Below are 18,679 nucleotides of genomic sequence, written 5' to 3'. Positions count from 1 at the left end.
GTCTTAAGAATTTATAAAATTTCCCTAATTTTTACTCGTAAACTCCGCAAAGCTTAAAGGGAATACTCGATAAAAAATATTTTTTGAGCTTAAAGGGTTTCAAAAATATATTTATATATAATGAAACAAAATATAAAAAATATTAACTTTTAGGAGATGTGGGCTGAGAAACTTTATTTTCACCTAGAATTTCGTGTATTGATGATTTTAGCTCGTCAAACCTTATTCTCATCTCTGGAGGAAAGGGTTTCTTAGGCTTTATTGCATCAAGCTTACTAAGAGCTTCCTTTAAAAGGTTTTTAGACGAATTAAGGTCATTTTCGGCAATATTATATGCCTTTTTTATTAGTTCTGAAGCCTCATTAAATGTTTTTAAATCATCCTCTGTTATTTCTCCATCTTTTACCAAGAAAGATTCCATGTCAGATTTTACTAGAGGAAGTTGCAGATCTATAATTCTCCAAAGTATATCTAACACAAGATTAATCTACATGAAGAAAATAAAGAATTTACTCTTATTTAACAAAATGTTCCATTATCTTAACAAACGTTTTATTACCCTGCAGTTGAAAAGGATATTATGCTTAAGGAAATTAGTTTACTTGCATCAATTTTTGCAGGTATAACAATAGTTTTAGGAGGAATAGTAGAAGGTTATGGATACGGATTATCCTTAGGAACAAATTGGCCGTATACTAGAGATATATTGCAAACCGCAGCAAAGAAGGATCCAGAAGCAATTCATAGAATTAGCGCGAGTATTGTAGGATTAATTTCTTTAGCATTTTTAATATTGAGATTTTCGGTAGTTAGTCTTGTCGGATTTTTAGGAGTAGTAGCCACTGCATTGCTTGGAATGGCAACGCTTTACGTTCTTGCAGGAAAATTACCTTCATTTTTCCAAGGGCTTCACGATATAGCCGCTTATAGCGTATTTGCGACATATTTTGTAATCTTCCTTAAAGGATTTGACGTTAATATTCTTCACTTTTTCATTTACGCTGTGCTTCCTCCACACTTTCTTTATTTCGTCATATTCATGGGCGGAGTAGTTACTGGAATGAGGAAAATGAAATTCCAAATAGGAGATGTTAGGAAGCCGAAGAATTGGTTACAAGGAGCTTGGTTAATACATGCCGTACTTGCAGCGATTTTCGTGATAGCTCTAGTCATAGAAGCTTTATGGATACCTCTGCTGCTTACAATAGCTGAAGTAACTGTAGGATTGTTAGTATACGTAGGCTCAAATAAAAACCCGGTAAAACCAGGAATTTCTGTAGGGCTTCATCAATTGTTCTCTTTACTTATAGTAGCATCACTGATATATTACACATTGTAATCAGTCGAGGTGCATTATCTCATCGATCATCGTGTTGTGAATTCATCACCTAAATCTGAGAGACTATAACCTATATTACCTGCAGCATCAATATTATAATATTTTTCTAATATTGTTGTGATAGCAGTATATAGAAACTCGTTCATCTGTGTCCTGTTTATTCCTAATAGACTGGATAAGTATCCCCAAGGCTTTCCTTGAAGTACTTTACCTATTAATATCCACTCCTCCTCGTCATAAAGAGACCAGTCTCTTTTGGAATCCCAGAAGTATTTTAGCGTTAATAAATGGATTCCATCTGCTGAAGCTTCATAAGGACTAGTACCTTGAATAAAAGCTACAATTTTGGCTAAATATAGCTTACTTAAATTCACGTCTTTATAAGCCTTATTCCCTCTTAATAATAATTGAGCTACTTGAGGAGACATATTAAAGTAAATGTCGTGAATAGTGTTAAGCAATTTTTCCTTAAAAATAAATGAGGAAATGTCTATAATTTTCTTAGCAATTTCAGTTAATGGTTTAATTACTACTACTGGAAAATCCCCATATTTTTCATTCCTTACAGGCGATACGTGAATAGGAATAAAACCATTGTTTATCCAAAACTTCAGTACCCTATAATCACCCATAAAGCTTGAGCCTATCCAATCTAACCCTTTTTCTTTCGCATCTTCAGTTACCATCCGGAGAATGTTGCTACCCAATCCCTTATCCTGGAGTTCAGGAACTACTGCAATCCTTATTATTCTCCATCCCTTCAGCTTTCCAAAATCTCTTAATCTTACGTGTTTTAATAACCTATCCGGTATTAGATCACCGTCAAAAGTTCCTCCTCTTAACGCTAAATCTATTAAATTATCTGATAATCCACCTTCTTCAGAAGTCTGAACTACTGCCAAGTAAGAATCTCCCGAATAGATTGTCTTTATAGAATGATGAACTCCGTCTGCCATGATCATTAGATCATCAGGGTTATTTCTATAATGGGCAGAAACCAGTATCCCGTAAACTGGGAAAAGCTTATTATCATCCATGAATAGCTCTTCCTTATCTTGCGTTTCATAAAATGCTATTGAAATATCCTCTGGAAGTCTTTGAGGCTCTGGATTTAAGACCAACGTATCATAAAGCCACTTTTCTATTGGATCCCCCTCAGCATATCTTAATGGCTTTTGCATTGTAAGTAATTTAACTGGAGCCTTCCTTTCTGAGATTATTTTCCTCAAATACCTTATGAAAGCCTTTCCTGAACCTTCGTATCCGTGAATTGTCGTTACAAGTACTATTTTCCTCCATTTTCTCAAAGCTATATCAATAAAGTTTACTCCTAATGATGCTGCCTCATCTATAACTAAAATACCTTTGCTGCTTTCAGATTCAGATACTGCATCAGGAGGTTTATAATAAATTTGAAATCCGTTTCCACTTATTTCTCTTATAAATCCTGTATCAGATCTTTTTTCCTTATTCTTAATCCTTAGTGCATCTAGTCCTTTTTTAGCGAACTCCATAATTTGGGAAGCAGAATATAAAGAAGGTGCAGTTACGGTTACTTCAGTATCGTAACCGTCGTCTAAATTTAACTTTATTATCCCGGCTAAACCTAAGCCTGTCACTGCGCTCTTTCCTCTACCTCTGGCAGCTGTTAAAGAGATTACTCTTTTCCCGCCTCGCAATAAAAAGTAGAACTCTTCAAGAACTTTTACTTGATCTTGGCTTATTGCTATTTCGTGGAGTTCCTTAGGCATTAAAGTCCTTTGAGGTATTTTCACTTCCTCTCTTTTAGTTTCGCCTACAAAAGGCTTTACTTCATAACCTTTTTCGTTAGCTATAAATATTCCTTCGTGTTCTTCCAATTTTTTCTTAAATCTTCTCTCGTAAATATCGAGAACTTTTCCATTTCTTATTATAGAATTTCTAAACATTTTATTTTCAGTTAAATTATTAGTGTATAAAATTACTAGACCTCCTCCTCTGGCTAAATCGACCAATCTTCCTATATAATTTGGTTGAAAATTATCCACTAGATCTAAAATAACTAGGTCATATGTATTTCCGAGAATTTCGTCTGTAGATGAGTAATCTACGTCTTCAAAATTGCTAAATAATTCCTTAACAGCATCTCTCCTATCTTTAGCTTTAGAGACCCAAGGATGGAATGCGTAAATTACGCTTGGATTAGGATTCACTTCTAGGTAAATCTTAATAGAGGTTAAAAGATCATCAAGGTAATCGTTCTTTTCTATGTAAACTAGGTTTCTGTAATACTTCTCTTTTCCGTCCCATAAAGCTTTCTTTAGCTCTTCGTAAAATTCGTTCCTTTGCATAGCTTATAAGTTATACTTTTTCCTTAAAGCTTCTTCTACATCAATATTTTCCATATTAGCTATTGAAATAGCCCAAGCTATAACATCTGCTAACTCTTCCTCTATATTGTCCTTTTCTCCAGAAAGTAAAGCAGTTGCTAATTCTCCTACTTCCTCAGTAAACCAAGTAAATGTTGCAAAAAGTCCTCTGTCTTTATCCTTTTGTAGAAACATTTCCTTCAATTTTTCCTGAGCTTCCTTAATTTCCAAGTCCTATTTCCCTCCTTATTATTGAGAGGTCTTCCTTCATTAGCTTTACTTCAAATTTTCCTAGTTCATCAAAGCTCCTGTTTACAAAAAGTATATCTATTTTCCTTGTTTTCGATATATTTTCCACAAATTTCTTATCAATGTAATACTCAATGTATAAAGGATTTTGAGGATCATCTTTTATTATATTCCTCAAAAGTACGTTTCCCCTATCCCTATCGACCTCTATATCTACTGGAGCATTAAAATCTTTAGGTAAATCGCTCGTCATGCATATTACATACTCATCACAACAAGTTACGCAAACACCTTCCTTAAGTTCCTTTTTTGTCTCTTCTGGAATGTTCAAGGCTTATACTTAATTACCTCTTGCAAATTAAAAACATACATGATATCTGCAGTAGGCAAAAAAGTAGTTTCCACGCAGAATTATATCGCAAGCTATGTTGGAGCAAAAGTTCTGGAAAACGGTGGAAATGCATTCGATGCCGCAATAGCAATAAGTGCAGTACTGTCTGTAGTTTTGCCTCATACTAGCGGTCTTGGAGGAGACGGTTTTATAGTAATAAAAACTCCTGAAGGGATAAAGGCTTATAATTCTTCAGGATGGTCTCCTAAAAATTTGAAGGTAGAAAGGATTAGTGAGAGAGATCCTAATTCTATAGTAGTTCCAGGTTTGGCTGATCTATGGAATTATTTGGAGGAAAATTACACTACAATGGATCTTTACGAACTACTCAAGCCAGCAATTTCACTGACTACAAATGGATTTTACGTGGGTAGAACTCTGCATCATGCAATAATATCTTCGCCTAAATTTAATCCTCAGTTTGAAAAGATATTTGGAAACAAGAGATTCGGCGATTTTATAAGATTACCTAAGCTAAGTAAGATTCTTAAAGATCTTTCGAGGAACCCAAGGGAATTCTATGAAGGGAAGGTTTCCCAAGAAATTGTAGATGGCTTAAAAACTCAAGGAGTTCCAGTAGAAGAGGATGACTTTTCAGAATTTCACGGAGAAGAGGTAACTCTCGTAAAAACAAGTTACAAAGATTATGAGATTTACGAGTTTCCACCTAATACACAAGGGCTTACGACTCTCCAAATATTGAAAATGGTTGAGTTGTCTGGAATAAATAAACTGCCCTATAATGATATTAAAAGAGTTAATAATCATGTTAAAATTTCAATTCTGGCTTATGACGATAGAGATAGATATATAGCAGATCCGAGGTTTTATCAACCACCTTCATATTTACTTGATGAGGGATATTTAATTCAGAGAATGACAAGCGAAGGAATTCCAGTAAATTTATATGGTGGAGATACTACTTTCTTTGCCGTTTCTGACGGAGAAAACGAAGTCGGATTTGTTCAGAGCTTATTTTATCCTTTCGGCTCAGGGATAATTGTTAATGATGTTGTATTTAATAATAGAGGCTATGGATTTAAGGATGGAGTAAATAAGCCAGAGGGTAGAAAAAGGCCTCTCCACACTCTTTCTGTCTTGCTAGCTAGTAAGGATAATGAGGACGTTATAATAGGTTGTGCTGGTGGAGATTTGAGACCTCAAATACATTCTGAAGTTTTTGAATATTATGCTGACTATTCTATGGAGATAGATGAGGCAGTTAATGCCCCGAGATTCATGTATGTTAATGGTAAAGTTATTGCAGAGAAGAGGTTAGGTATACCTGCTACTCAAACTGAGTATTTATCCAGCGAAGTAGGAATAGTCCAGGCCATGAAAAGGAAAGGAAATAAGTTCATAGCGGTTGCCGATCCTAGGAGTGAAGGGGTTGCTCTTCCGGTTCAGTAATACAACCGGCTTTGTTAAAAGCTATTAGTAGAGCACCGAATTCTGGGCTCTTCTTTTTATCTAGTGCTATTATGCCTTCTTTTTTCAATAAGTCTACAACATAAGATTTAAACAGCTTAGATGAGAACATTCCTCCGTTCATATAGGCGATTTTTATTCCTAGCTTCTTTGAGATGTGAATGGCATCTTCACTAAGCTCTTTTGCTGCTAAGTAAAACAGTTCTTGAGCTTTCTTATCTCCCTTATTTGCTGCAATATCAACTACTTCAGCTAAAGAAGCTATTTCATCAATTTTATGTCCTTCATGATAAGTCCACTTTATTAAATCGTCCAAGCTATTTATCGAAAGCTTCTCCATTATTAAATCTGCTAATATTGTCTTCTCCTCTCTTCCGTCTAACATTTTTACAAGTAACCTTAGTGCCTTTCTCCCTATCCAATATGCCGAACCTTCATCTGAGAGTAACCAACCGGCTCCTCCTACTCTTATCCTTTTCTTCCCATCATAACCCATTATTACGCTTCCTGTTCCAGAAATTATTATAATTCCCGGCTTACCTCTAGTTTCTGCATAGAGAGATATAAAAGAATCATGCTCAATAATAGTCTCCTTTGCTAAATCCTTAAGTGCTGAGGAAAGTATCTCATAATCGTATTTAGAATCCAATCCCGCTAGACCTATACAAGCTACGTCTGGTTTTAATCCCTTCGTTGACTTATAAATTGCATCTCTTATATTATTTACAGTGTCTTCTAGACCTATATTATGGAAATTTCCTGGACCGGATTCCCCTGTACCTATAAACTTACCTTCACATGTATATGCTATAGAAATAGTGGAAGTTCCTCCTGCATCTACACCAACAAGGATCATAGTATATATTTTAATTTATAAGAAAAAAGTTTTCCTAGTCATGCCATAAACGTTTTTAGTATGTTAATTTAGAAAGTATTGATGAGAGTTCTAATCCTAGGAATAGATGGGTACATAGGTTGGGCTTTAGCTTTAAGATTGGTATCAAAAAATCACGAAGTCTACGGAATGGATAACTTATCTACTAGGAAGGCAGTAGAAGAAATCGGTTCTGATTCCGCCTTCCCTCTTCCTACCCCTGAGGATAGAGTTAATGCAGTAAAGAAGTACTTAAACTCTGAAATAAAATTCTACAAAGGAGATATATCAAATAATGAAAAATTAAGAGAGATAATAAAAGAATCCAAGCCAGATGTAATAGTAGATTTTGCTGAACAGAGATCTGCACCTTATTCAATGAGAGATTTGAGGCATGCAGTCTACACGATAAATAATAACTTGGATGGTACACTGAATTTGATCTACCTCGTTAAAGAGATTGATCCTTCAATACATATTCTAAAAATGGGAACAATGGGAGAATACGGTACTCCAAACTTTGATATTCCAGAATCAGCTTTCATAGAAGCTATAATCAACGGTAAGGAGGATAAAATTTTCACGCCTAGATGGGGAGGATCTGTTTATCATTTTTCTAAAATATTTGATAGTTACCTTTTGGCTTACTTTAACCGACTCTTCGGATTAACTATAACTGACATAATGCAAGGACCAGTTTACGGTAGCAGAATCTCTGAAATAGTTAACGAGTCTTTAAGGACTAGATTCGACTTCGATGAAGTCTGGGGTACTGTAGTGAATAGATTCTGCGTAGAAGCTGTACTGGGACTTCCTTTAACACCTTACGGTAAAGGAGGCCAAACTAGAGGATTTATATCACTTGAGGATAGCGTTGAGGCATTAAGAACGTTAATAGAACATCCTCCTAATCCCGGTGAATATAGGGTAGTTAATCAATTCATGGAAGTTCATAGCGTGAACGAGATAGCTCAAATAGTTAAGGACTCTGCGGAAGAATTAGGTCTTCATGTAGAAATAAAACATGTTGAAAATCCCAGAGTTGAAGCTGAGGAACATTATTATAATCCTGAAAGAAAAATTCTAGAATCTTTAGGTTTTACTCCTAAAAGGTTCATGAAAGAAGAAGTAAAGAACATGATAGAGGATTTAATGCCTTACAAGGAAAGGCTTGAGAGATTTAAGCATGTGATTATGCCCAAGACTAAGTGGAGGTGAATTGATTAAAGGAATAAGTAAGGGCCTCGTAATAGTGCTCTGGATCGCCTACATTAAGCCATTTCTCTTTCTCTAAAAGTATCGCATAAATTTCTCCCCCGTTGTCAAGCAATTTCTTTATTCCGTAAGTTAACTCGAGCTCTCCCTCATAATTATTAACCTCCTTTAAGGCATCAAAAATGGCAGGCTTGAAAATATAAACTGCGGATATTGCTAGCTTAGAAAAAGGACTCTTTGGTTTCTCTTGCGCATCTATTATCTTATACAATTTATGATTCTTGAATTCTCCTTTTTCTTCAGCCTTTACAATTCCATATCTGAACGGATTATCAACTTCTCTTAATAATAATACTGCATCAGGTTTGTTTTCCTCGTACAGTTCAGATGCTTCAGAATATCCACCTGTAAGAACTCCGTCATCTGCATGAACGAAGAATGGTTCATTACCTACAAAATTCTCCGACTTAAGTACTGCGTCTCCAAAACCTTTAGGATCCTTCTGGAAAGTGAAACTAATACCTTCCCTTTCATATAGATAGTCCATCAATAATTTTGTATTCTTTCCAATCACGATACAGAAAATATTTACTCCGACAGAAGACAATGACGACATTATCAAGTCTATTATAGGCCTCATTACTCTTTTTCCATCTTCTTCCTTAAAAAGAGGTAAAAGAGCCTTAGGTAAGACAGAAGTAATATATTTCATTCTACTGCCTTTTCCCGCAGCAGTTATTACTGCCTTCCTTATCATGCTAGTCTACCTAAAGCTTCTTCTACACTTTTACCCCTTACCACGTCTGCTATTGCTTTGGCCATAGCAGTTGGATCTTTAGCTTGCCATAAGTTCCTACCAACTGTAACTCCGCTAGCTCCTGCATCCACTGCGTCCTTAAGCATTGCTAAAAACTCCTTATCATCTTTAGTCTTTGGACCTCCTCTGATCAGTATTGGAGCAAATGCCACGTTTACTACCTCCTTGAACTCTTCCTTATTTCCAGTATAATCCACTTTCAAAATATCAGCACCAATTTCTGAAGCGAGCCTAGTAACATATTTTACTAGGTTTACATCTTTTATTGAATCAGGATTTTCTGGAGATACGTATAAGGGTTCTATAATAAACGGAATTCCGTAATCATGTGCCTCTTCTCTTGCTTTTGCTAACGCTTCCACGTTATATCCTTCAATTCTATCATCTCCATAACCTACTACCAGGTAAGTAACAACAGCATCAGCTCCTGCCTCTACTGCTTCCTTAACCTGGTAAACCATTGAATAGTAACCTTGAGAGTACTTCTTCTCCTTCCTCCACACATTTGCAGTATCCAGCCTAGCAATCAGCATTGGAGAATTCCTGCTATAAAAGCTCTCTTCAACAAGTTTGAGCATTGCTGGAGTCATTTGCAACGCGTCAGGAATGTTGGAAAGCTTTTCAACTATCTCTATCGGATTTTCTATACCTTTTAATGGGCCCATTACAAGACCATGATCTAAAGCTACTACGAAAGCTTTTCCTTTCTCAAAAAGCCTTTTCATTCTAATAGTTAATCCAGACATTATTCTAAACAAGATTTATAGCTTAAAGTTTTTTATTTCTCTAATTATAGAATGTATTAGATATCTTGCGTAAGGATTGAGAATGTAACTTAATACAATATATAATCCTAAAGCTAAGGACGTTAGTTCAGCCATTATAATCAACTGCTCTATTGCCCTGACTTTGCTTAATCCGATAAAAGGTAAAGAAGAAACTATTGAAATCAGTAGGGAAATTACAACTTCCTTTAAAGGAAAATTGAAATTGTAAATCTTCTTTGACATACTGTAAGAGGAAAAGAACATGCCCAAAGAGTTAATTAGTAGCGCTAGTGAGATGAAAACTGCAAGTATCGGTGAGATCTTGTATATATTTCCACCTCTTAACAAATAAATCAAAAATAGAGAAGAAGAAACTCCTATTGCAGAAATTATAACATTTCTAGTAGTAAGTCTAGCAGTATGTCCTTTAAATTCACCTTTAGACTCTACTGCTAAAGATTCATCAGCCATATATATTGCCTTATAAAAAATAGTATAGGCTGATCTCACGAATGTTGAAAAAGATAACACAATTAACGCATATATTGATGCAATATATTCTGGTCTAAGGACATAAAGCAACCTTTCCCCATCTACGAAGATTATTAAGAGAAATATTCCACCTACAGAAAAGTAGAATTTTATTGCAGTTTCTATTAATTTAGGATCTTTACTCTCTTGAAGCTTTAATATTAAGCCGTCAGTAGCTGCTTGAGACCAACCTACTAAGTTCGATATTATTAATGCAGATTCAAAGTAAGATACTGGAACTGCCGAATTTACTATGAAAACTACAACCCAAACTAGAGTTGCTTCAATCATTAATTGCACATAATTCATAATAAATACTATCGATTTCTTAACTGCAGAAAGAGCTACCTTAAAGTCTATTCCTAACCTTGCATTAACGAATCCTAGGTTAAAAGCTATTTGAACTACGTATCCTAAGGAATATGCAAAAATAACAGCATTTATAGATAAATTCAAATAAAACATCATAACAAGTGCAGAGATCAGTCTAGCTACTTGGAATCCAGAGGCACTTATTGCCGTCAATCTAGGAGATTTACCTATTGCAACTGAGCCAGAAATTCTATTTAGATAAATGAGTACAATGAGTAAGATTGCAGTGTAGAAATATAAGGATTGATTATAACCAGCAGAATGCATGAATATCGGAATTAAAATGAAATACACCAGAGAAGAAATAGACCCAGCAATAGCATTAATAATTATTATGCCTCCAACGTCTTTACCTTCAGCAGAATATCTAGAAGTTATTGATGAAAAGAGATCTGCGGGAATAGTGAAATATCCAGTAATAAGTACGTAAATGTATTGCCAGACTCCGAAAGTTTCTATTGATATGGAAGATAAGTATCTTACTGCAAGAAAAGAAAAGAGAAAAGAAATTGGAGCTACTACAGTCCTAATTAGGAGATTAAATAATCCTATCCTAACAAAGCCAGGGGATTTCTTGGATCTTAGCATATTAATCACAAAAGAGGTATTTCTCTATCTTTTCAAGGACTTCCTTTTCCGTATAGTTTAAGTTAACATTTATTTCCTTCTTTTTTGTAACATTTATTTCAGGTAAATTAATACAATCTTTTGTATTCATTATCTCCTTTATTATACCTTCAAGCGTTGTCCTCTTATCTTTAGACAACTTCAGAAGAATATCGTACCATTCTACCCAGATCTTAATTTTCACAATCAAAAAATAAAAGAAAAAATAATAAGACTTATCCTAATCTAAGTAATTCTCGTACATATCATCTAATGCCCTTGCCACATCCCTTATTGATAATATACCAGTAAGTTTTCCGTCCTCGCCAACTACAGGAAGATGCCTAATATTGTTTGTCCTCATTAAACTTAAGGCCCCAGTTATTGGTGCATCTTCTCTTATTGTAATTAATGACACGGTCATTATTTCCTCTGCTTTAGCATTTAGGTCTTTTCCACTTCCCAAAGCTCTTACAACATCCTTTTCGGTTATTATACCTACGGGCTTTCCATTATCAACAACTATTACTGAACCTACATTATTTTTAGTCATGATTTCCGTGACTTCCTTTAAACTAAGAGATTTCTCCACAGAAACTACGTTATTTTTCATGTATTCTTTAACTACTTCCTCCATAGTAATATATTCTGGCTCATAAATAAAAGATTTTAGAAAGATATGATAGTCTAGAATTACCTTATCAATTGGCTAACATGTTTAATATACCGGTAATAATTATTAAGACTTAAAATGTACTATAAGAATAAAAATAATGATTTTTTTCAGATTATGATATTCATTTAAACAAGCATAATTATAGCATAGATAACGTCCTTATAGCACTTGACAAGATTAAATTGTATCAGAGGTAAAGTTCACATTAAACGGTAGTTAGACACTAAATGAAATTTCGATAGCTCTATTCATAATAAAAATCTCGAATAACCTTTTTAAACCCCATGAGGAATATGAAAATTTGATAAGTATGAACTTAACAGTCTTAAAACTCAGACTAGGAATGGTGCTAACTAGTATAGGAATTTTCTTACTAGGTTTTGCAGTAGTTTTTGCAGTAGTTAGCTACTTCTATGGATTAAGTTTCGCTCCAGCAGTGATAATTGGAATACTTAGCTTCGTGATTGCCTTAAATATAATACAATGGTTATTCGGTCCATATATGATAAACGCAATGTACAAAGCAGTTGAAGTTACGCCTAATGATCCAAAGTACGGCTGGTTAGTTAACATAGTTGACGAAGTTGCACAGTACAATAGAATTTCACCACCTCCAAAGGTATACATAGCCAACGTACCGTTCCCCAACGCATTTGCTTATGGAAGCCCTATTGCAGGAAAAAGAGTTGCAATAACTTTACCTTTACTAAAGATCTTAAATAAGGATGAAATAAAGGCAGTCTTAGGACATGAGTTAGGGCATTTGAGACATAGGGATGTCGAATTATTAATGGCAATAGGATTAATTCCTGCATTAATCTTCTGGATAGGATATTCGCTAATGTGGAGCGGAATGCTAGGAGGCGGAGGAGAAGGTAGAAATAACAATGGTGGAATGCTATGGTTGGTGGGAATTGCATTATTAGCTGTGAGTTACCTCTTCCAATTCTTTCTATTGTACTTGAATAGGATGAGAGAAGCCTATGCTGATGTGAATTCCGCTCAAACTATTCCAGGAGGAGCAGAAAACCTTCAGAGGGCCTTGGCTAAAATAACTTTATCAATGGATCCTGAAACAGTTGAAAGATATAGGAGGAAGAATAATAATAACGTAGCTAATATGTTATTCTTTGCACCTCCAGAGGTTCAGGAAGATATTCCAGATAACAACGTTAATGAACTTATAGAATACTGGAAGCATGAAAAGGTATCGTGGTTTGCAGACTTCTTTAGCGATCATCCACACCCTGCAAAAAGGATACAGCTTTTAGAAAAACTTAAGTATTCTCAGTAAAAATTTTTTATTCGTATTCTATGGTAGCTGGGGGTTTAGAAGTTACATCATAAAATACTTCTTTAATTTCCTTATTATTCTTCACAATTTCGCAAGCGATTTCCTTCAGTTTATCCAGTGAAATTTTAGCAAAATCTGCTGTCATAAAGTCTTGAGTTATAACTGCCCTAATTCCTACTGAATATTTGCCTTCGTCTTTTTCATTTATTAACATTCCTACATGAGTTACATCATATTTAGTAATCCTTTGAACTATTTCTCTAACTTTTTCATAGTCGTCAATTTCAGGAATAGACGCAATTTTACCATAGCTTCTTACGTCACCTTTAACTCCTGTAGCCCTAGTATCATAAATGTAAACTGGGACTTTAGCTTCTGTTGATATTCTCTCATCTAAAACTTTCTGTGAGTCTATAATTACTGAAAAATACTGCGAATATTCCATGCCCTTTAATCTGTCTTCAACAATTTCATTAACTTCTCTCTCTATATCCAGTTTTTCTTTCGTGAGCTTTCCTACTACCCTTATTAATAAACCTGGACCTGGAAAAGGTTGTCTTTCAGATATCTCCTTAGGTAGTCCTAAATACCTTGCCAATGCCCTTACTTCATCCTTGTAAAGGTCTGCTAAAGGTTCTATTACCTTAAATCCCCATTCTTTCTCAGTATTAATGCCCAACTGAACTAAAACGTTATGTTGTGTTTTAATTCCTCCTTGAGTTTCTACCCAATCTGCGGCTATTGTACCTTGTACTAGGTATTTTATACCGTTTTCTTTAGCTATATTAGAAAGAGTTGAGTAAAATATTTCCCTGAACTTTTTCCTCTTTTCTTCGGCATCAGAAATCCCTTCTAACCTTGTAATAAATTCATCGCTTTTATCTAATATTTGAAGAGGTAAAATACCAGTAAGCATTTCTTTAACTTTCTTGGCCTCGTTTTTTCTCAAAAAGCCCGTATCTATCATAATAGGAAGTAATTGTTTTCCCAGAATTTTGTACATTAATACTGCAGCAGTAGTGCTGTCTACTCCACCACTTATTGCCGCTAGAATTTTTTCGTCTCCTATCTCGTTTAATATTTGCGGCTTTACTTCTTCAATGAAACTTTCAGGATTAAACACATGTAACTATTTTCCTTGAGTATATATTTCTTTAATCTCATCAACGTAGACGTTTTGTTTAAGAACTTTCTCAATTTTCTCTGACATTGAAATTATCTCTTCCTCCATTGATTTAGAGTAAATTTTAACTCCAAAATCTTCTAGCAAGTTCCTACTGTACAACGAGCCATGAATGCTTAATCCAAGCTTATCCTCTTTAAAAGATCCGTCATCGATTTCTACTTCTTTATCGTTCCTCCTCATTATGGTTAAGAGAGGTTTATCTTTTTCATAATTAATTCTTCCCCTTCTTATCTCGTAACCTCTTATTCCTTTACCGTTCCGTATTATTCCTTCACTCATTGATACTACTTTCTCCTCATCGAATTTTACAGTAAAATCAAACATCCCTAGGCCTTCATATTCCCTAGGTTCTCCGCTCTCTATTCCTAAAGGGTCTATAAGCTTTTTACCCATTATCTGAAATCCTCCGCAGATTCCTAGTATTTTCCTCTTCCTTATCTCGTCTACAAATCCTCTTTCTTTTAGCCAAATTAAGGACTCGTAAGTATTCCTACTGCCTGGAAGTATAATAATGTCGTCCTTTCTTAGTTTCTTAGGATTATTTATAAACCTTATAGAGGCATTAGACTTTAGCAATGCGAAAAACTCATTAAAATTGCTCATGTAAGGATAATTTATTATTGCTATGCTAGCTTCGTCTCCTTCTCCGAAGTCCTTAATGTTCATTGAGTCTTCAGGCATTGTTAATTCCTCTTCCAGATAAGGGATAACTCCTAGAAACTTCATTCCTGTTTTTTCATTAAGCCATTTTATTGCACTGTCTAGAAGGGATTGAGAACCCCTAAATTTGTTTATGATGAAGCCTTTTAGAGAGCCTCTAACTGAAGGAGGCAACATTTGGTAAACTCCGTAAGCTGAGGAGAATGCACCCCCTCTATCTATATCCAAAACAAGGATTCCAGGAATTCCTTCTTTCATTGGCAGGAAGGCTGTTAAATCTCTTTCCATAAAATTAGGTTCTATACCCCCTGCTGCTTCTATAACGTAGTTTTCTTTTATGTTTTCCTTAATTTTATCCCAAAATTTCGGTATAAGAGTATAATAATTTTCTGGGTTCAAATTTCCTAAAGATTTACCGAAGAATATGACTTCAATTTTTCCAGAAGTTGATGGCTTTAAAAGTACTGGGTTCATGGAATTTCTTGGCTTTAAATTTGCTCCTATTGCTTGGAAAGCCTGTATGAATGCAATTTCTCCTCCTTCCTGTGAAGGAAATGAATTTAAAGACATATTTTGAGATTTAAAAGGTATTCCCTTCAATATCCTGACAAGTCCTGCAGTTACGAGAGATTTCCCAGAGTCACTCATTGTTGAAGAAATTATAATTGCCATAATTATCTTAAATCGATGAAGGCTTTAAAAGGCGTTCTTTCACAGTTATCGTTTTTTACAATAATACCATCAACAAACGCAAGTCTTGAAGATATTGCTACGTATAGCTTTATTTCACCTATTTTCGTAGGACTTGTAACTGGCGTAATTGATTTTGCAGCTTATTTTTCTCTCTTTCACCTCTTGAGTTATTCTTCGAGGTTCGGTATTATTATTACAGTCGAAGTAATAAGAGGATTCAATCACTTAGACGGCTTACTGGATTTTGGCGATGCAGTAATGATAAAAGGAGATTATGAAAAAAGGTTAAAGGCATTAAAAGATGTTGCAGTAGGAAGCGGAGGAATAGGCTTAGCAATAGTCTATTTTTCTCTTTTCCTTATTTCCTTATGCAATTTTCCTAGTCCTTCTCTTAAAACTCTTTTAATTTTAATTTCAGCTGAAGTGCTTTCCAGAGATCTCGGAATCTTGATTCTTTCGCTACTTAAGCCAATGGAATCTAGCTATCTAGGAAAGTTATTCCATAGTAAATTAAATAAAAGAAAGTTCATAATATTAATAGAAGCATTGCCGTTTTTCGTTTTTAGTCCTCTATCTGTTGTCTTTTTTCTTATTCTTTTTGTATTTTTTTATAAAATAGGGGATACAGTATTGAGAGGTTCTTCAGGAGATTTAATAGGAGCTATAATAACGTTATCATTTCCTCTGTTCTTACTTATAGAAAGACTTTTTTCTTTTCCTATTCTTTAACTCTTGTTGCTTCCCATATTGTTTTTAGCATTAGCAATAGATTTAATTTTCGGAGAGCCACCAATCTATATTCACCCCGTAGTTTATACGGGAAAAATCTCTGAAAAATTAATAAAACCTTACAAGGGTTATACATATGGAGTCATAATTTGGTTTATATCAATAATTCCAGTAGAAATAGCTTTCTCAATACTTCCTTTCTACATACCGATATTTTTGGTCAAACTCATTGTCTTAGCACTATTCCTTAAAACTACTTTTTCAATAAGGATGTTATACAAGATTGTCGACAGATCGAAGGAGTTAGACAATAATGCAAGGAATCTAGTACAACAAATTGTCAGAAGAGATTTATCTAATGTTAGTCCAGGATATATAGCTTCTGCAGCAATTGAGTCTTTATTCGAAAGTTTAGTAGATGGAATAATATCTCCTTTATTTTGGTTCTTAATTCTTGGTTTGCCTGGTGCAATGCTACAAAGGTTAGCAAATACCATGGACAGTATGGTAGGTTATAAAACAAAGGAATTATATAAGGAAGGCTACTTTTCTGCAAAAGTTGATACTATCATGAATTATATTCCGGCTAGGCTAGCTGGATTACTAATGATAATTGCCGGAAAGCTTTTAGGGATTAAGAAAGAAGAAGGAAATCCTTTTAAATTTCTGAAAGATACACAAATTGAAAGCATTAACGCAAGGTATCCAATTTGTATAGCATCTGCTTTACTTGGAGTAAAGTTAGAGAAAAAAGGGTACTATACTGTAGGAGAAGGTAGTTTGCCTGGAAAAGATGATATTGAAAAATCTCTTAAATTATTTAAACTTACTTTGATCCTCTTCCTTATAATACTTTCAACCGTATATTATAGCCTTTATGGTTTTGCCCTCTTTAGCTATCCTTACGGCATCATTAAATTCCTCTAACTTAAACTTGTGAGTAACTAACTTCATTACATCCATCTTTTTGTCAGAAATTACTTTCAATGCCTCTTTAGTATCTTCCTCAACTGCAGCGTTACTTGATATTATTGAAATTTCGTTATTCAGAAGATCGCTTATATCATAATTTAATATTGTACCTTTGTAAGGAACTCCGAAGAGCAATACTCTGCCTCCCTTTCTCACAGAGTATAACGCGGTTAATATTGCAGAAGGAGCCCCAGAAGCTATTATTGCTACGTCAACTCCTCTACCATCTGTAAGCTTCTTTACTTCATCCTCAACTTTAACAACCTTTGGGTTAAATACCTCATCTGCTCCTACCTTTCTAGCGTATTCATTACGAAACTCGGAAATATCTGAAACGTAAACTTTTCCTGCGCCATTTACTTTAGCCATCATTACATGCAATAATCCCATAGGTCCTGCTCCAACTATAAGGACATAATCATCTTTATCAATGAATACCCTTCTCTGTGCCCTTATTACCGTTGCTAAGGGTTCTATGAATGAACCTTCTTCGAAAGATACGTTATCTGGTAATTTTAATATTCCTCCCCTGCTAACGTTCCATGCAGGTACTCTGAAGTAGTCTGCAAATCCTCCAGGGTCTAAATTAGTCTTCCTGTAATAAGGACACATTGTAGGACTTCCTTTTTTACAATAGTAGCACTCGTAATCAGGAACGTGATGATGAGCGAAAACTCTGTCTCCTTCTTTTAGCCAATTTACTGTAGATTCTGCTATTATTCCTGCAGGCTCGTGACCTAAAATTGGCTGTGAGGCAGTATATTGTCCGCATATTTTTTCTACATCTGTCCCGCAAAGTCCACAGGCTTTCATTTTTACTAAAACATCCCCAGAATTAAGCTTAGGTACCGGAACTTCTTTTAATACGGGCCTTCCGTTTTCAAGGATTATTGCTTTCATAATTTTATACTTAAACGACTGGCTTATAAGACAAGTTTACTTTCGGTTTTGAGCAAATATATTTATAGTAATACGTCTTAAATACCTTTATGCAAATAATCATTTTCGGATTACTCTCTCTATTATTCATAAACATTGCTTACTTTGCAGTATCAGTAGTATTAGCCAAGAGATTTAAACCAATAAAGTATGATTTTCTTGGAAAACAAATTGAACTCAAGATTAAAGAAGATCCAAGGATTAACGCTTTTTCAGTAATAAGTGGTAAGATTTTGATAACTTCGGCTAGCTTAAACTTACCAAAAGATGAATTAGACGCTATGATTGCTCATGAGATGGGACACATAAAATTACATCACCACTTAAAAATGTTGATATTAGTTAACGCATTAGTACTTTTATTCTTCTATACTGCTGAAATTTCCTTGATTCTGTTCGTTATTGCTGGAATTTCCATTGTTTTAATTCAAAGATTCATCTCAAGGAAATTTGAAATACAAGCCGATAAGTACGCTTCCAAACTAGTTGGTAAAGGATCTTTAGTGAACTTAATATCAAAGTACGGAGAAATAAAATCGAATATCTTCTCAACTCATCCTCCTTCCTCTGTAAGAATAAAGAAGATATAAACT

General features: G+C 34.7%; 20 protein-coding genes. 7 read left to right on the top strand and 13 right to left on the bottom strand.

Annotated elements, in window-relative coordinates:
• Positions 1 to 142: 142 nt before the first annotated feature.
• The gene (locus HS5_RS12455; RefSeq protein WP_236751691.1) at positions 143 to 478 is read right to left on the bottom strand and encodes a hypothetical protein; all 336 of its coding nucleotides are present in this window, start codon (positions 476 to 478) and stop codon (positions 143 to 145) included.
• Between the two features lie 102 nt (positions 479 to 580).
• Here HS5_RS12455 and HS5_RS12450 point away from each other — a divergent pair, with 102 nt between their 5' ends.
• Complete coding sequence (locus tag HS5_RS12450) at positions 581 to 1,339, top strand: cytochrome C oxidase assembly protein (RefSeq protein ID WP_236751690.1); 759 nt, start codon at positions 581 to 583, stop codon at positions 1,337 to 1,339.
• 26 nt (positions 1,340 to 1,365) lie between these two features.
• On the opposite strand, the gene HS5_RS12445 is transcribed toward HS5_RS12450, so the two are convergent.
• Genes HS5_RS12445 through HS5_RS12435 form a run of 3 tightly spaced genes read right to left on the bottom strand, consistent with a single transcriptional unit; the run spans position 1,366 to position 4,267 of the window.
• Positions 1,366 to 3,669, bottom strand: coding sequence for a tRNA(Met) cytidine acetyltransferase TmcA (locus tag HS5_RS12445; protein WP_236751689.1), 2,304 nt, complete (start codon positions 3,667 to 3,669; stop codon positions 1,366 to 1,368).
• A gap of 3 nt (positions 3,670 to 3,672) precedes the next feature.
• Positions 3,673 to 3,918, bottom strand: a complete 246-nt coding sequence (locus HS5_RS12440; protein ID WP_236751688.1) for a MazG nucleotide pyrophosphohydrolase domain-containing protein — start codon at positions 3,916 to 3,918, stop codon at positions 3,673 to 3,675.
• Positions 3,908 to 4,267 carry a hypothetical protein gene (locus HS5_RS12435; protein ID WP_236751687.1) on the bottom strand — a complete coding sequence of 120 codons (360 nt, stop codon included), beginning with the start codon at positions 4,265 to 4,267 and terminating at the stop codon, positions 3,908 to 3,910. The genes HS5_RS12440 and HS5_RS12435 overlap by 11 nt, the downstream gene beginning before the upstream one ends.
• Before the next feature lie 39 nt (positions 4,268 to 4,306).
• On the opposite strand from HS5_RS12435, the gene HS5_RS12430 reads away from it, so the two are divergent.
• Positions 4,307 to 5,737: a gamma-glutamyltransferase family protein gene (locus HS5_RS12430; RefSeq protein ID WP_236751686.1), complete on the top strand. Its 1,431-nt coding sequence runs from the start codon at positions 4,307 to 4,309 to the stop codon at positions 5,735 to 5,737.
• Here HS5_RS12430 and HS5_RS12425 read toward each other — a convergent pair.
• Positions 5,703 to 6,611, bottom strand: coding sequence for a BadF/BadG/BcrA/BcrD ATPase family protein (locus tag HS5_RS12425; RefSeq protein ID WP_236751685.1), 909 nt, complete (start codon positions 6,609 to 6,611; stop codon positions 5,703 to 5,705). The two genes, HS5_RS12430 and HS5_RS12425, sit on opposite strands and share 35 nt — an antisense overlap.
• 81 nt (positions 6,612 to 6,692) lie before the next feature.
• Here HS5_RS12425 and agl3 point away from each other — a divergent pair, with 81 nt between their 5' ends.
• Positions 6,693 to 7,847 (top strand): UDP-sulfoquinovose synthase, encoded by a 1,155-nt coding sequence (gene agl3, locus HS5_RS12420; RefSeq protein WP_236751684.1) that lies wholly within the window; start codon positions 6,693 to 6,695, stop codon positions 7,845 to 7,847.
• Here agl3 and HS5_RS12415 read toward each other — a convergent pair.
• From HS5_RS12415 to HS5_RS12395, 5 genes are read right to left on the bottom strand one after another with little or no spacing between them, the layout of a single operon-like run.
• On the bottom strand, positions 7,834 to 8,601 hold the full coding sequence (locus HS5_RS12415) for a sugar phosphate nucleotidyltransferase (protein WP_236751683.1): 768 nt from the start codon (positions 8,599 to 8,601) through the stop codon (positions 7,834 to 7,836). The two genes, agl3 and HS5_RS12415, sit on opposite strands and share 14 nt — an antisense overlap.
• The gene (locus HS5_RS12410; RefSeq protein ID WP_236751682.1) at positions 8,598 to 9,407 is read right to left on the bottom strand and encodes a class I fructose-bisphosphate aldolase; all 810 of its coding nucleotides are present in this window, start codon (positions 9,405 to 9,407) and stop codon (positions 8,598 to 8,600) included. The genes HS5_RS12415 and HS5_RS12410 overlap by 4 nt, the downstream gene beginning before the upstream one ends.
• 15 nt (positions 9,408 to 9,422) lie before the next feature.
• Positions 9,423 to 10,919: a teichoic acid transporter gene (locus HS5_RS12405; protein ID WP_236751681.1), complete on the bottom strand. Its 1,497-nt coding sequence runs from the start codon at positions 10,917 to 10,919 to the stop codon at positions 9,423 to 9,425.
• A 1-nt stretch (position 10,920) separates the two neighbouring features.
• Positions 10,921 to 11,142, bottom strand: a complete 222-nt coding sequence (locus tag HS5_RS12400; RefSeq protein ID WP_236751680.1) for a hypothetical protein — start codon at positions 11,140 to 11,142, stop codon at positions 10,921 to 10,923.
• Between the two features lie 36 nt (positions 11,143 to 11,178).
• On the bottom strand, positions 11,179 to 11,574 hold the full coding sequence (locus HS5_RS12395; protein ID WP_236751679.1) for a CBS domain-containing protein: 396 nt from the start codon (positions 11,572 to 11,574) through the stop codon (positions 11,179 to 11,181).
• Positions 11,575 to 11,923: 349 nt separating this feature from the next.
• On the opposite strand from HS5_RS12395, the gene htpX reads away from it, so the two are divergent.
• Complete coding sequence (gene htpX, locus HS5_RS12390; RefSeq protein WP_236753578.1) at positions 11,924 to 12,907, top strand: zinc metalloprotease HtpX; 984 nt, start codon at positions 11,924 to 11,926, stop codon at positions 12,905 to 12,907.
• Between the two features lie 7 nt (positions 12,908 to 12,914).
• On the opposite strand, the gene HS5_RS12385 is transcribed toward htpX, so the two are convergent.
• Both HS5_RS12385 and HS5_RS12380 read right to left on the bottom strand, forming a co-directional pair.
• A complete protein-coding gene (locus HS5_RS12385; protein ID WP_236751678.1) occupies positions 12,915 to 14,030 on the bottom strand; it encodes an ATP-binding protein in 1,116 nt (371 codons plus the stop codon).
• 6 nt (positions 14,031 to 14,036) lie between these two features.
• Entirely contained in the window at positions 14,037 to 15,425 is a 1,389-nt protein-coding gene (locus HS5_RS12380; RefSeq protein ID WP_236751677.1) for a cobyric acid synthase, read from the bottom strand.
• 15 nt (positions 15,426 to 15,440) lie between these two features.
• On the opposite strand from HS5_RS12380, the gene HS5_RS12375 reads away from it, so the two are divergent.
• Both HS5_RS12375 and HS5_RS12370 read left to right on the top strand, forming a co-directional pair.
• Positions 15,441 to 16,175: an adenosylcobinamide-GDP ribazoletransferase gene (locus tag HS5_RS12375; RefSeq protein WP_236751676.1), complete on the top strand. Its 735-nt coding sequence runs from the start codon at positions 15,441 to 15,443 to the stop codon at positions 16,173 to 16,175.
• Positions 16,176 to 16,181: 6 nt separating this feature from the next.
• Positions 16,182 to 17,102, top strand: coding sequence for a cobalamin biosynthesis protein (locus HS5_RS12370; RefSeq protein ID WP_236751675.1), 921 nt, complete (start codon positions 16,182 to 16,184; stop codon positions 17,100 to 17,102).
• Here HS5_RS12370 and HS5_RS12365 read toward each other — a convergent pair.
• The gene (locus HS5_RS12365; RefSeq protein WP_236751674.1) at positions 17,031 to 18,047 is read right to left on the bottom strand and encodes a zinc-dependent dehydrogenase; all 1,017 of its coding nucleotides are present in this window, start codon (positions 18,045 to 18,047) and stop codon (positions 17,031 to 17,033) included. The genes HS5_RS12370 and HS5_RS12365 overlap by 72 nt on opposite strands.
• 89 nt (positions 18,048 to 18,136) lie before the next feature.
• On the opposite strand from HS5_RS12365, the gene HS5_RS12360 reads away from it, so the two are divergent.
• Positions 18,137 to 18,676: a M48 family metallopeptidase gene (locus HS5_RS12360; protein WP_236751673.1), complete on the top strand. Its 540-nt coding sequence runs from the start codon at positions 18,137 to 18,139 to the stop codon at positions 18,674 to 18,676.
• Positions 18,677 to 18,679 lie beyond the last annotated feature (3 nt).

The sequence above is a fragment of the Acidianus sp. HS-5 genome (assembly GCF_021655615.1).
Taxonomy (GTDB): Archaea; Thermoproteota; Thermoprotei_A; order Sulfolobales; family Sulfolobaceae; genus Acidianus.
Note: the sequence above shows the minus strand (reverse complement) of the source record. Positions and strands in the feature narration are given on the sequence as shown.